The 13,306-nt window shown below is 73.7% G+C and carries 12 protein-coding genes; 6 read left to right on the forward strand and 6 right to left on the reverse strand.

Annotation, left to right across the window (positions count from 1 at the left end; all coding sequences use genetic code 11):
- The first annotated feature begins 20 nt into the window (after positions 1–20).
- Positions 21–893 carry a GNAT family N-acetyltransferase gene (locus AC5WS8_RS18250; protein ID WP_496104451.1) on the forward strand — a complete coding sequence of 291 codons (873 nt, stop codon included), beginning with the start codon at positions 21–23 and terminating at the stop codon, positions 891–893.
- Positions 894–903: 10 nt separating this feature from the next.
- On the opposite strand, the gene AC5WS8_RS18255 is transcribed toward AC5WS8_RS18250, so the two are convergent.
- The gene (locus tag AC5WS8_RS18255; protein WP_496104452.1) at positions 904–1,569 is read right to left on the reverse strand and encodes a pyridoxine/pyridoxamine 5'-phosphate oxidase; all 666 of its coding nucleotides are present in this window, start codon (positions 1,567–1,569) and stop codon (positions 904–906) included.
- A gap of 30 nt (positions 1,570–1,599) precedes the next feature.
- On the reverse strand, positions 1,600–2,775 hold the full coding sequence (locus tag AC5WS8_RS18260; RefSeq protein ID WP_496104453.1) for a thiolase C-terminal domain-containing protein: 1,176 nt from the start codon (positions 2,773–2,775) through the stop codon (positions 1,600–1,602).
- Positions 2,776–2,881: 106 nt separating this feature from the next.
- Between AC5WS8_RS18260 and AC5WS8_RS18265 the strand changes: the two genes are divergently transcribed.
- Both AC5WS8_RS18265 and AC5WS8_RS18270 read left to right on the forward strand, forming a co-directional pair.
- Positions 2,882–4,057, forward strand: a complete 1,176-nt coding sequence (locus tag AC5WS8_RS18265; RefSeq protein WP_496104454.1) for an acyl-CoA dehydrogenase family protein — start codon at positions 2,882–2,884, stop codon at positions 4,055–4,057.
- Complete coding sequence (locus tag AC5WS8_RS18270; RefSeq protein ID WP_496104455.1) at positions 4,054–4,527, forward strand: nitroreductase family deazaflavin-dependent oxidoreductase; 474 nt, start codon at positions 4,054–4,056, stop codon at positions 4,525–4,527. Before AC5WS8_RS18265 ends, AC5WS8_RS18270 begins: the two co-directional genes overlap by 4 nt.
- A 258-nt stretch (positions 4,528–4,785) precedes the next feature.
- Here AC5WS8_RS18270 and AC5WS8_RS18275 read toward each other — a convergent pair whose 3' ends face one another.
- A complete protein-coding gene (locus tag AC5WS8_RS18275) occupies positions 4,786–5,421 on the reverse strand; it encodes a TetR family transcriptional regulator (RefSeq protein ID WP_496104530.1) in 636 nt (211 codons plus the stop codon).
- Between the two features lie 155 nt (positions 5,422–5,576).
- Here AC5WS8_RS18275 and kbpA point away from each other — a divergent pair, with 155 nt between their 5' ends.
- Together kbpA and AC5WS8_RS18285 are read left to right on the forward strand one after the other, a co-directional pair.
- The gene (gene kbpA, locus AC5WS8_RS18280) at positions 5,577–6,314 is read left to right on the forward strand and encodes an AfsK-binding protein KbpA (RefSeq protein WP_496104456.1); all 738 of its coding nucleotides are present in this window, start codon (positions 5,577–5,579) and stop codon (positions 6,312–6,314) included.
- Positions 6,315–6,540: 226 nt separating this feature from the next.
- Positions 6,541–8,880: an outer membrane protein assembly factor BamB family protein gene (locus AC5WS8_RS18285; RefSeq protein ID WP_496104457.1), complete on the forward strand. Its 2,340-nt coding sequence runs from the start codon at positions 6,541–6,543 to the stop codon at positions 8,878–8,880.
- A 292-nt stretch (positions 8,881–9,172) separates the two neighbouring features.
- On the opposite strand, the gene AC5WS8_RS18290 is transcribed toward AC5WS8_RS18285, so the two are convergent.
- Genes AC5WS8_RS18290 through AC5WS8_RS18300 form a run of 3 tightly spaced genes read right to left on the reverse strand, consistent with a single transcriptional unit; the run spans position 9,173 to position 11,566 of the window.
- The gene (locus AC5WS8_RS18290) at positions 9,173–9,970 is read right to left on the reverse strand and encodes an enoyl-CoA hydratase/isomerase family protein (protein WP_496104458.1); all 798 of its coding nucleotides are present in this window, start codon (positions 9,968–9,970) and stop codon (positions 9,173–9,175) included.
- Positions 9,967–10,407, reverse strand: coding sequence for a Zn-ribbon domain-containing OB-fold protein (locus AC5WS8_RS18295; protein WP_496104459.1), 441 nt, complete (start codon positions 10,405–10,407; stop codon positions 9,967–9,969). Before AC5WS8_RS18295 ends, AC5WS8_RS18290 begins: the two co-directional genes overlap by 4 nt.
- Before the next feature lie 10 nt (positions 10,408–10,417).
- A complete protein-coding gene (locus AC5WS8_RS18300) occupies positions 10,418–11,566 on the reverse strand; it encodes a lipid-transfer protein (RefSeq protein ID WP_496104460.1) in 1,149 nt (382 codons plus the stop codon).
- 110 nt (positions 11,567–11,676) lie between these two features.
- Here AC5WS8_RS18300 and AC5WS8_RS18305 point away from each other — a divergent pair, with 110 nt between their 5' ends.
- Positions 11,677–13,299, forward strand: coding sequence for a FadD3 family acyl-CoA ligase (locus AC5WS8_RS18305; protein ID WP_496104461.1), 1,623 nt, complete (start codon positions 11,677–11,679; stop codon positions 13,297–13,299).
- The last annotated feature ends 7 nt before the right edge of the window (positions 13,300–13,306 follow it).

A 13,306-nucleotide genomic window follows, 5' to 3' on the forward strand; every position in this document is an offset into this window, starting at 1 on the left:
GCTGCACGAGAACCTGGCGTATGGACTCGGACGCGTACGACTGGCAGTTGACCGACGATCTCGAACGGTTCCTCGACCGCGCCGGGGCGTTCCTGCGGTCCGAGCCCGCGCTGCACACCGTCCAGCTGACGGTCACCGACACCCTGCGCAGAAACGGCCCCGCCACCTACGGCGACCAGGCGCCGTACTTCGGTCACCTCGTGGACGGCGACGGCACCGTGCGCGCCACCGCCCTGCGCACGCCCCCGTTCCAGCTCCAGGTCGGCGCCCTTCCCGAGGGGGCCGCCGACGCGCTGGCGGCACGGCTCGCGGAGGAGGACCGGACGCTTCCGTCGGCCTTCGGACCCGCGGATGCGGCCGCCGACTTCGCGGCCGCCTGGGAGCGCCGCACCGGAGCCGCCGCCCGGCTCGCGAGGAGCCGGCGCCTCTACCGCCTCGGCACCCTCACCCCGCCCGACCCCGCACCGCCGGGCCGTGCCCGGGTCGCGGGGGCGGACGACGCGGAACTGGCCGCGCGGTGGTTCGCCGAGTTCGCGGCGGACGTCGGCGAGCCTCCCGGGCAGGACCCGGAGCGCTGGGCCGGGACCCGGATCGCCCGTGGCGGCGTCACGCTGTGGGAGACCCCCGACGGCACCCCCGTCTCGATGGCGGGGGTCGCCCCCGAGGTCGCCGGGCAGATCCGCGTCGCCCCCGTCTACACCCCCGCCCCGCTGCGCGGCCGTGGCTATGCGGGCGCCGCCACCGCCGCCGTCAGCCGGGCCGCGCTCGACGCGGGTGCCAAGGAGGTCCTGCTGTTCACCGACCTCGCCAACCCCACGAGCAACGGCCTCTACCGGCGGCTCGGCTACCGGACGGTGGCGGATTTCGCGGTGTACGAGTTCGGGGACGCCTGACGCTCTCCGCTCACGGCCACAGCAGTTGCCGCGACCAGCCGCCCTCCGCCCGGCGGTAGTGGAGCCGCACGTGCCGGCGCCGCGCGTCGCCCTGGAAGAACTCCACCTGCTCGGGCCGGAGGCGGTACAGCGTCCAGGACGGCACCGGGGCGTCCGGCTCGCGCCCCGCGCGCTCCCAGGCCGTCTCCGACGCCCGCGCCAGCTCCTCCAGCGACCCGAGCACCTCACTCTGCCGACCGGTCAGCGCCGCCGCCAGCGCACCGGTCGAGCGGGCGTGCAGGTCCGCCTGGCCCTCCTGCGACGGTGCCGCCGTGACCGGGCCGCGCAGCCGGACCTGGCGGGCCTGCACCGGCCAGTAGAAGCAGAGCGCGGCCTGGGGCCGGGCGGCCAGCTGCCGTCCCTTGCGGCTGTCCAGGTGGGTCGCGAACGACCAGCCGTCCGCGTCCGCGCCGTGCAGCATCACGATGCGGACGTCCGGGGTTCCGTCCGCGTCCGCCGTCGCCAGCGACATGGTGTGCGGTTCGGGCTGCCCCGCCGCCACCGCCTGCGCGAACCACTCGGTGAACAGCGCGAGCGGCTCCTCGGGCGCCGCCGCCGGGTCGAAGGCGGCCAGCTGGGTGGTGGCCGGGTCCCACACCCGCAGGGACCTGAGCAGTTCGTGAAGATCCGTCGCCATGCCCCGAGTATCGCCCGGCCGGCGGCTCTGTCAGCCCCGCCCCAGCACCACCGTCCCCGACGAACAGAACCAGCCCCCCGTCCCCGACGCCACCGCCAGCTCCGGCAGCCGTCCACCGCTCCTTCGGACCTGTCGCGCCCCGGCCTCGCCCCGCAGTTGCCGTACCGCCTCCACCAGCAGGAACAGTCCCCGCATTCCCGGGTGCTGGGCGGACAGTCCGCCCCCGTCCGTGTTCACCGGCAGCGCCCCGCCCTCCACCAGCAGCCGCCCCTTCTCGACGAAGGCCCCGCCCTCGCCCTTCCCGCAGAAGCCGAGGTCCTCCAGCGTCACCAGGGTCATGTAGGTGAAGGCGTCGTAGATCTCCGCGAAGTCGATCTCCTCCGGGCGCACCCCGGCCCGCTCGAAGGCGAGACGGCCGCTCACCGCCGCGGGCGACACCGTGAAGTCCGGCCACTCGGACATCGTCGTGTGCGAGACGTGCTCTCCGGTCCCGAGCACCCACACCGGCCGGGTACGGCAGTCCCGTACCAGTTCCCCGGCCACCAGCAGGACCGCCGCTCCGCCGTCGGAGCGCAGGCAGCAGTGCAGCCTGGTGAAGGGGTCCGCGATCACCGGCCCGGCCAGGACGTCCCCGACCGTGATCGGGTCCCGGAACACGGCCTCCGGGTTGGCCGCCGCATTGGCCCGCGCCTGCACCGCCACCTCGGCCAGTTGCTCGATCGTCGTGCCGTGGGCGTGCATGTGGCGGCGGGCCGCCATCGCGTACTTGGCGATCAGTGTGTGGCCGTACGGCACCTCGAACTGCAGGGGACCGCGGGCGCCGAAGGACAGGGTGCCCGTGCGGCGGCCCGCCCGGACGTCCGCGCGGGCCGTGGAGCCGTAGACCAGCAGCACCGCCCGGGTGTGGCCCGCCGCGATCGCGTCCGCCGCGTGCGCCGCCATGACCTCCCAGGTGGAACCGCCGACGGAGGTGGAGTCGACCCAGGTGGGCCGCAGACCGAGGTACTCGGCGACCTCCGCCGGCGCCAGCGTGCCGAGCCCGGCGGAGGCGAAGCCGTCGACCACCGCACGGTCCAGGCCCGCGTCGGCGAGGGCGCGGCGGGCGGCCTGGGCGTGGAGGGTGTAGGGGGTCGCGTCGTCGGCCCGCCCGCAGTCGGAGAGCGCCACGCCGACGATCGCGGCACGTTCACCGGATCTGGGTGCCATGGATCTGACGGTACATCAGATAAGTCGAGTGCGGAGCCTGTGCGGGCGAAGACCGCTGACCTAATATGACGCACCATCAGATACCGTGCGGAGGGACGGTTCGCGCATGGACGCCCGCTTCACCACCGAACAGGACGAGATCCGCCGTACGGTGCGCGGGGTGCTGGCCAAGCACTGTGACCCCGAGGACGTGCGCGCCGCAGCCCGGACCGCCGCCGGGTACGACCCCGCCCTGTGGGCCACCCTCGCCGGACAACTCGGCCTTCCCGGACTGGCGCTGCCCGAGGCCTACGGCGGCGCGGGCTGCCGCACGACCGAACTCGCGCTGGCCTGCGAGGAGGTGGGCCGTGCCCTGGCCCCCTCCCCCCTGCTCGCCACCGCGGTGCTCGCCGCGCCCCTGCTGCTCGCCCTGGGCACCGACACCCAGCGCAGCGCACTGCTGCCCCGGATCGCCGCCGGGGAGCTGACCGCCGCCCTCGCCGTGCCGGGCCCCGCCCTCGCCACCGCCCTCGCCCTCACCGGGGACAACGGGGGCGACTGGGCGGGCGGCGGACGCGCCGGCGGCGTTCAGGCGCGGCGGGCGGCCGGCACCTGGCGGCTGTACGGGGAGGCGGCGCAGGTGCTCGACGGGCACAGCGCCGGGCTGCTGGTCGTCGCCGCACACGCCGGGGGGTTCGCGCGGTCGCGGACACTGCTGTTCCTCGTACGGGACGGCGCCGTCCGTACCCGGCAGACCTCCCTGGACGGGACGCGGCCCTGCGCCCGGATCCAACTCCGCGACACCGAAGCCGACCTGCTCGGGGAGGACGGTGCCGATGTGGCGGGGGTACTTGCCTCCGTCGGGGACCGTGCCGCCGCCGTGCTCGCCTGCGAGGCGGTGGGTGCCGCCGACCGGGTGCTGGAGCGGACCGTCGAGTACGTCGGACAGCGGGAGCAGTTCGGGCGGCCCATCGGGTCCTTCCAGGCCGTGAAGCACCGGCTGGCCGACGTGTACGTACGGGTGCGGGCGGCGCGCTCGGCGGCGTACTACGCGGCGTGGGCCGGTGTGAAAGGGGACCGGGCCGGCGGGCTCGCGCTCGCCCAGGCCCTTCAGGCGCTGCGGGCCGCCGCGGCCGAGGGGATCCAGTTGCACGGCGGTATCGGTTTCACCTGGGAGCACCCCGCGCATCTTTACTTCAAACGGGCCACCGGCGACGAGCTGCTGTTCGGGCCCGTGCACCGGCTGCGGGCCCGCGCGGCGGACGCGGCGGGGCTCTTCGACCAGAGGGAGGTGGCCGTGTGACGGCCCTCGGCGTACGGATCGTCCAGAAGGTGTCCTCCACGCGGGCCTTCGCCAGGGCCGCGCCGCACGTCGTACCCGCCCTGGATCGTGCCGTGCACCGGCTGACCCGTGGAAAGGTGCTGCTCAGCGCGCAGATGCTGCCGGGTGTGATCCTCACGTCCACCGGCGCGAGGAGCGGCCTTCCGCGTCGTGCGCCGCTCGCGTGCATGCCGGAGGACGGCGGCAGCTGGCTCCTCGTCGGCTCCAACTTCGGGCGGCCCGGCCATCCGGCCTGGACCCACAACCTCCTCGTCCATCCCGACGCGGAGATCAGCTTCAAGGGCGAGGACATCCCGGTCACGGCCCGTCTGCTGCGGGGGCAGGAGCGGGAGGCCGCGTGGAAGGCGGTGCTGACGTTCTGGCCGCCGTACGCCACCTACCAGGAGCGGGTGGAGCGGCAGATCCGGATCTTCCGGCTCGTGCCGCGGTGACCCTGGGGGGCGGTGGCCCTTGTGCGGCGGTGACCTCGGGGGTGGCCCTTGTGCCGCGGTGACCCTCGGGGGTGGTGACCCTCGTGCGGCGGTGACCGCGGCCCCGGCCGCGGGGATTCGACGCGGGAAACGGGCTCGGGCGCGGAAGACCGGCTCCGGCGCGGGGGCCGGACGGCGCCGCGGGCGGCGGTCCACTCGGGTGAACCGCCGCCTGGATGACAGGACTTGGCGCCGTGTCGGCGAGTGCCGCCCGCGGGGCTACTTCGTCGGCTTCCTGCCGGTGACGCCCAGGTACACCAACAGGGCCAGGTTCGGCTTCAGTTCGGCCTGCTTGACGCCCCAGGACGTGAAGCCCTTCTGGTGGGAGGACACGGCCGCGAGCATCGCCACGAGCGCGCCCGCCACGGCCGCCGGGTTCACGTCCTTGTCGACCCTGCCCTTGGACTGCAGCTCGGCGATGGAGTCCGCGAGGGAGTTGTTCACCGCGTTGAGGATCTTCATGCGGATCTTGTAGAAGCGCTTGTCGCCCTCGGCCGCGCCGAGGTCCACGACCCGCAGGATGGCGTCGTGTTTGCGCCAGAACTCGAGGAAGCCCTCCACGAGTTCCTGCGCGGTCTGCCAGCCGGCCTTCCCGGCCCAGGAGCGGCCCTCCAGCAGCCGGGTCAACCCGGCACCGTCCGCGGCCATTTGGTCCGCGATCTCGAGGACGGCGCCCTCGACGTCCGGGAAGTACTGGTAGAAGGTCGCCGGTGACGTCCCCGCCTTCCGGGCGACATCAATGACTTTGACGTCGCGGTAGGGCGAGGAGCTGAGCATCTCGCTGAGGCAGTCGAGCAGCTTCTGCCGCGTCGCCTGCCCGCGTCGACCGGCCACGCGGCCGTCGACGGTACGCACTTGTCCTGTCATGCCGTCAGCTTACCGAGGGGTGATCGAAGCGCGATTCGGCCGACTGCAAATGGGGAGTACAGGGGCCTGCACCCGCTTCGGGGGGCGGTGAAGAGGGAGTACGCCCGCGAGCGCGCCACGGGTCGTGACGCTAGCTTGGCAGCATGGCCGAAAATCCGCCATCGTCTTCGCGCAGCGGCCCCTTCCCGGAGGGCGTCCCGTGCTGGCTCGACGCGCAGTTGCCCGATGTCGAGGCGGGCAAGCGGTTCTACGGCGAGCTCTTCGGGTGGAGCTTCGCCGAGGCGCCGGGCTCCTCCGTGTGGGCGCACCTCGACGGTGCACCCGTGGCCGCGCTGACCCGCAAGGTGGACGGGCGGATGCCCACCGTCTGGACGGTCTACTTCGCCACCCCCGACGCCACCGCGCTCGCCCGGCGGATCCAGGCGGCCGGCGGCCAGGTCGTCGCCCTGCCCGACCCCGTGGACGGCCTCGGCACCATGGCGCTGGCCGCCGACCCCGAGGGTGCCGTGTTCGGGCTCTGGCAGCCCGGTGCGCACGCGGGCTTCGGCAAGCGGCACGAGCCCGGCTCCTTCACCTGGGCGGAGCTGTACACGCGGGACACCGCCGCCGCGAACACCTTCTACACGGGCCTCTTCCACGACGCCCTGTTCGGCCCCGGCGCCGCCCCCGACTTCGGGCGGGCCCCGCTCGAGGACGTCTTCCCGGCGGAGATGCCGCCCCACTTCCTCGTCCACTTCGGCGTCCGGGACGGCGCGGCGGCGCTCGGCGCGGTGGCCCGGCTGGGCGGGCGCGTACAGGTACCCGCGTTCGACACCTCGTACGGACGGGTGGCGGTGGTCAGCGACGACCAAGGGGCGTCCTTCGCGCTGCTCCAGCGCTGACGCCTCCCCGCAGGCCACTGTTCCACCATGCGGGCGCCCGCTTCCCGTACCACCGTGCGGCATGTTTTTGTCCTGAGACACCCCGTTCCGCCCCCGGGTTAGCTTCCACACGCCCGGACAGGAAGAATCGGGGTGCGTGCCGCCATGGCGGTGCGGTGGTGAGACGCTGCACGGGGTCGCGTGCACGAGGCGGATGACGCGACCCGTACGGGGAGGTGGCAGGCAAGTGGTGGATCAGCTGACGCAGCACGATCCGCGGCGGATCGGGCCGTTCGAGGTGCTGGGACGGCTGGGTGCCGGCGGCATGGGGCTGGTCTATCTCGCGCGCTCGGCGTCCGGCCGGCGCGTGGCGATCAAGACGGTGCGCACGGAACTGGCCGAGGACCAGCTGTTCCGGGTGCGCTTCACCCGGGAAGTGGAGGCCGCCCGCGCGGTCTCCGGCTTCTACACGGCGGCGGTGGTCGACGCCGACCCGCGTGCGGCCGTGCCCTGGCTCGCCACCGCCTATGTGCCCGCGCCCTCCCTCGAGGAGATAGTGACCGAGTGCGGCCCGCTGCCGGCCCAGGCGGTGCGCTGGCTCGCGGCGGGCGTGGCCGAGGCGCTGCAGTCCATCCACGGGGCGGGCCTGGTCCACCGGGACCTGAAGCCGTCGAACGTCCTCGTCGTCGAGGACGGCCCCCGGGTGATCGACTTCGGCATCGCCTCCGGCGTATCGAACACCCGCCTGACCATGACCAATGTGGCCGTCGGCACGCCCGCCTACATGTCCCCCGAACAGGCCAAGGACTCACGCAGCGTCACCGGTGCCAGCGACGTCTTCTCGCTCGGCTCCATGCTCGTCTTCGCGGCCACCGGGCATCCCCCCTTCCACGGCGCCAACCCCGTCGAGACCGTCTTCATGCTGCTGCGCGAGGGCCCTGACCTGTCCGGCCTGCCGGACGAGCTGCGCCCGCTCATCGAGTCCTGCATGCAGATGGACCCCACCGCCCGCCCCAACCCGGCCGACCTCCAGGCCCAGCTCGCCCCGCACCTGTTCGGCTCCGGCTCCGACGACAGCGGTACCGCCTCGGCCTGGCTGCCCGAGAAGGCGGTCGGCCTGATCGAGGCCCGCAGGGGCGGACGTCCGGCCACCAGGCCCTCCCCCTCCGGCAACCGCAGCGGCGGCGGCGCGCGCCCCGCACTTCCGCCCCCGCCGTCCCACGACCCGGTGCCCATGCCGGTCGGCGCGCCCGACGCCGGGCCGGTGCGGCTCGCGGGCGCCTCCGTGCCGATCGGACCCGGGCCGCGGGTCGCCGACGCCCGGGCCGCCGCGCTGCAGGCGCCGCCGCCCGAGGCCGCGCTCGCCGCGTCCTGGTCCCGCCCGGGCGCCGGGGTCAACGGCGCGGGGGGAGCCGTCCCCGCGGTCACCGCGCCGCCCGCGCCCCCGGAGACCGCCTCCGGCTGGCGTCCGTGGCGCTTCCGCATGTCCAACGATGTGTGGGGCACCCCCACCGTCGCCGACGACCTGGTCTACGTCACCTCCTTCGAGGTGCACGCGCTGGACGTGGCGACCGGTCGCCGCCGCTTCAAGACCCGCGACGTCGCCTGGTCGACGGCGGTCGCGGACGGCCGGGTCCACGCCTCCGACGGGCCCACCCTCTTCGCCCTGGACGCCCGCGAGGGCACCGATCTGTGGCGGCTGCAGACGGATGGCTGGGTGTACTCCCTCAAGGCCGGCCACGGCACGGTCGTCACCGCGACCCGCGGCGGCGGCGTCCAGGCCTGGGAGGCGACGGGCGGCCGGAAGCTGTGGGAGATCACCGGCGCGCAGACCGATTTCGAGACCCCCGAGGCGGGTCCCGCGCTCCACGAGGGCACGGTGTACGTCTGGCAGGACGCCCGGCTGCGCGCCCTGGAGGCCCGCACCGGCGAGGAACGCTGGTCGTACCCCATCGGGGACGTGGCCTCCTGCGGCCAGGTCCCCCTACGCCTCACCCACGCGACCGACGGCTGCGTCTACGTCTGCGCCGGCACCCGGGTCCTGGCCCTGGAGGTGGCGAGCGGCATGGTGCGCTGGCACTTCGAGGCGCCGGCGGTCTTCCTCAGCCCGCCCGCCTTCGCGCCGGGCCCGGCGGTGACGGGCGGCGGCATCTACCTCGCGGACTACCTCGGCACGGTGTACGCCCTCGACGCGGCGGACGGCCGCGACCGCTGGCGCATCGCCACCGAGTCCCGGGCGGCCATCGACCCGGTGCTGGTGGCCGCCGGGCACGTCCACGTGGGCAGTGGCAAGGGCCTCTACACCCTGGACGCGGTCACCGGCACCCCCAAGTGGCGCTTCCAGGCGGGCGGCGACATCGTGGGCTCCCCGGCCGTCGCGGAGGGCCGCATCCACTTCGGCTCCACGGACCACCTGCTGTACACCCTGAAGGCGGACGACGGCCGCCTGCGCTGGAAGCTGGCCACCGGCGGCGAGATCACCGGCGCCCCCGTGGTCAAGGACGGCGTGGTGTACGCGTGCAGCAAGGACCGCTGCGTGTACGCACTGGACGCGGAGAAGGGCACGGGCACGGCGCGGACGGCGTGAGGACGGGCGGTCGTCCTACTGGTCGTGGCGACGGCCGGGGCGGTCCGGGGCCCGGGTGGGGACGCCTGTCGTGCCGGTCCGAGGGGGGACGCCTGTCGTGCCGGCCGGGGCGGTCCGGGGTGCGGGTGGGGACGGCTGTCGTGCCGGCCCGGGCGGTCTGAGGCGTGGTGGAGACGGCCGTCGTACCGGGCCGGACGGAAGGGGTTCGGGACGGCGGCCGTCCCCCTGACGCTATGTGCTGTGCTCGGGCCGTGCCATACGGTGGCGGCCCGGACGGGACCCGTGCGGTCCCTCACCGCACCCGGAACCCACCTTTCCGCCGCCCCGCGAACAGTTCCGCCTGCCGCTCCACCGGCAGGCTCCCGAGCGCGATCAGCGCCGGCGCCTGCGCGAAGGCCTGCGCCCGCGCCGCCTCCTTGGCCGCCCACAGGGATCGCACGGTGCCCTGCACGCCCTTTGGCGGGTAGGAGGCGAGAACGGCGGCACAGCGCACCGCGGCCTCCAAGGCGCCGCCGGGCCCGGTGAGTTCGGACACCAGCCCGATCTCGTACGCCCGCCGCGCGGAGATCCGCTCGGCGGTCCCCATCAGCGCCATCCGGGCGGCCTCCCCGTACGGCATCCGGTGCGCCATGTACACCGCCTCGTACGCGCTGACCATCCCGTAGGTGGTGTGCGGGTCGAAGAACGAGGCCGTCTCGTCCGCGACGACGAACTCGCTCTCGCCGAGCAGATAGAACGCCCCGCCGCAGGCCATGCCCCGCACGGCGGCGATCACCGGCTTCCACAGGTCGTTCGCCTTCGGGCCGATGCTCAGCAGCGGATCGTCCAGCATGTACGGGGACTCCGGCTGCGGCACGTCCGTGTCCCGGTCGAGCCCGGTGCAGAAGGCCCGCTCCCCGGCGCCGGTGAGGACGACGGCCCGTACGGAGTCGTCGTACCGCAGCGCGCGCCAGCAGGACGCGAGCCGGGCCGCCATGTCCAGGTCGACGGCGTTGAGCTTCCCGGGCCGGTCCAGGGTGACGACCGCGACCCCGGTCTCCTCGTCCGCGTTGATCCGCAGCCCTGCGCCCCCTCCGGTTTCCGCGCTCACGACCGCTCCAGCACCCACCGGGGCATCCCGTCCCCGTCGAAGACGGCCTGCACCCTGGCGCCGATCCGGATCCGCTCGGGCGGCACGGAGTTCAGGGGCGAGTCCGGCCCGGCGACGAGATTCCCGACGAGCCGGATGCGCGGCGCCTCGGCGAGCTCCACCACGATCACGTTGTACCCGGCCTGTGCCGCGTAGGCCGGAAGCAGCGGCGGATGAGGAACGACGTAGGACCAGATCCGTCCCTTCCCGCTCATCCGCCGCCACTCGCCGGTGAAGGACCGGCAGCGCGGGCAGCAGGGCCGCGGCGGGAAGCGGGTCTCCCCGCACTCGGCACAGGCCTGCACGCGCAGTTCGCCGCGCGCGGCGTACTCCCAGAAGGGAGCGCCGTCGTCGTCGGGGACGGGGGAGAGGAAGGCGGGGAGGGACTCGGGGGACATGGCACGCTCCTCAGTTCCTGAGCAGAAGGGCGGAGGTCGGGACCCCCTCGCCGGCGGTCACGAGACAGGTGGCGGCGCCCGGGATCTGGGCGGTGCTGGTGCCGCGCAGCTGCTTGACCCCCTCGTTGATCAGGTTGAACCCGTGGACGTACGCCTCGGACAGCCCACCGCCCCCGGTGTTGAGCGGCAGCCGTCCACCGGTCTCCAGCGCACCGCCCTCCGTGAAGGTCCCGCCCTCGCCCCGGCCGCAGAAGCCGTAGCCCTCGAGGGAGAGCAGGACGAGAGGGGTGAACGCGTCGTAGATCTGGGCGACGTCGATGTCGTCGGGGGTGAAGTCGGCGTGCTTCCACAGGTGCCGGGCGGCGGTCCAGGCCGGGCCGGTGAGCGGGTCGTCGTTCCAGTAGTTGACCATGCCGTGGTGCTGGGCGGGCAGCCCCTGGGCGGCGGCGTGGACGTAGACGGGCCGTCGCCGGCAGTCGCGGGCGCGCTCGCGGGAGACGACCACACAGGCCAACGCCCCGTCGGTCTCCAGGCAGTTGTCGAAGAGGCAGAGCGGCTCGCTGATCCACCGCGAGGTCATATACATGTCCCTCGTCAGGGGCCGCTCGTACATGAGGGCGGCGGGATTCTGGTTGGCCCGGTTCCGGCAGGCGAGGGCGACGTTGAAGAGGTGGTCCCTGGTCGCCCCGTACCGGTGCATGTACCGGCGTGCGAGCATCCCTATCTCGTCGACGGGCCTGAGGAGCCCGAAGGGCCGGGTCCACTGGGCGGGAGTGGGGAGCTGCGCGGTCGTGTTCCGCCACGGCCGCGGCCCGCTGCCGCGCTTGCGGGACCGCCAGGCGACACCGACGGTGGCCTGACCGGTGGCGACGGCGGCGGCGAGGTGCGCGACGGTCGCGCAGGAACCGCCGCCCCCGTACCCGACCTTGCTGAAGAAGGTGAGATCCCCGAGTCCGAGGGCCTTCGCGACCTCCACCTCGTCGGTCTCCTCCATGGTGTACGAGGCGAGCGCGTCGACCTCGCCGGGCGCGATCCCGGCGTCGTCGAGGGCGGCGAGGACGGCACGGCAGGCCAGGGCCTTCTCGGACTCCGGGAGCCGCTTGGCGAAGGCGGTCTGTCCGATGCCGACGACGGCGGTCGCGTCCTTGAACCCTGCCATGGTGCACCACCTCTGCGGACGTACCTCGGCTGACAGTGCGTCAGGTTACCGCTAATCTGACGGAGAGTCAGCTATGGGTGTTCGGCAGTGCGTGCTGTGGGGAGGACGCCGTGCGCGGTGACGTGGAGTGGGGCAGCATTGCGGAACTGGTGCGCAGCGCGGCCCGTCGCTACGGCGACACGGAGGCGGTCGTCGAGGCCCGTACCCGGATCTCGTACGCCGAACTGGGCGCCCGCGTCGAACGCGCGGCGGCGGCCTGCATCGCGAACGGCGCCGGCGCCGGCGACCGCGTCGCGATCTGGGCACCCAACACGCTCGACTGGATCGTGTCCGCTCTGGGCGCCGTGTCCGCGGGCGCGGTCCTGGTGCCGCTCAACACCCGCTTCAAGGGCTCCGAGGCGGCCTGCGTCCTGGCGCGCAGCCGGGCGAAGCTGCTGTTCGTGACGGGGGCGTTCCTCGGGACGTCGTACGTGGCCGCGCTGCGGAGGGCGGCGGGAGAGGGGCCCGGAGGCGGTCCGCTGCCGGGTCTGCCGCACCTGGAGCAGGTGGTGGTCCTCGCGGACGACGCCCCGGCGGACTTCCGTACCTGGAAGGACTTCCTGGCGAGCGGCGAGGGGGTGGGGGAGCCGGTGGTGCGGCGGAGGGCGTCGGCCGTGACGGGCGACCGGCCCTCGGACATCATCTTCACCTCGGGCACGACAGGCCGCCCCAAGGGCGCGGTGATCACCCACGCGCAGACGCTGCGGGCCTACGAGACCTGGGCGGATCTGACGAGCCTGCGGCAAGGGGACCGCTACCTCGTCGTCAACCCCTTCTTCCACACGTTCGGCTACAAGGCGGGCGTTCTGGCCTGCCTGATGCGGGGCGCGACGATGATCCCGCAGCCGGTGTTCACCGTGGACACGGCACTGGCGAACACGGCGGCCGAGCGGGTGACGGTCCTGCCGGGCCCACCGACCCTGCACCAGGCGCTGCTGGACCACCCGTCACGAGCCTCCTACGACCTCTCCGCCCTGCGCCTGGTGGTGACGGGGGCGGCGGTGGTGCCGCTGCCCTTGGTGGAACGCCTGCGCGGGGAACTCGGCGTGGAAACGGTGCTGACGGCGTACGGCCTGTCGGAAGCGAGCGGTTTCGTGACCATGTGCCGCAGGAACGACGCGCCGGAGGTGATCGCGACGACGTCGGGCCGCCCCATCCCGGGAGTGGAGGTACGGGTGGTGGACCCGAAGGGCGAACCGCTCGGCGCGGGAGTTCCGGGCGAGGTCCTGGTCCGCGGCTACAACGTCATGCAGGGCTACTTCGAGGACGAGACGGCCACGACGGAGGCGTTGACGGCTGAGGGATGGCTGCGCACGGGCGACGTGGGCGTGCTGGACGACGCGGGCAACCTGAGGATCACGGACCGGCTGAAGGACATGTACATCGTGGGCGGCTTCAACGCGTACCCGGCGGAGATAGAGCAACTGCTCGCCCTGCACCCGGACGTGGCGGAGGCGGCGGTGATCGGCGTACCGGACGCGAGGCTGGGGGAGGTGGGCAAGGCGTACGTGGTGCGGTGCCCCGGGGCGGTGCTGACGGCGGACGACCTGATCGCCTGGTCCCGCCGGGAGATGGCGAACTACAAGGTGCCGAGGCTGGTGGAGTTCGTCGAGGTCCTGCCGAGGAACGCGAGCGGCAAGGTGCTGAAAGGGACGCTGCGGGGGCGCACGCAACAGCGCTCGGGGACGACGTAGGCACGAC

The sequence above is a fragment of the Streptomyces sp. PTL18 genome (assembly GCF_059510295.1).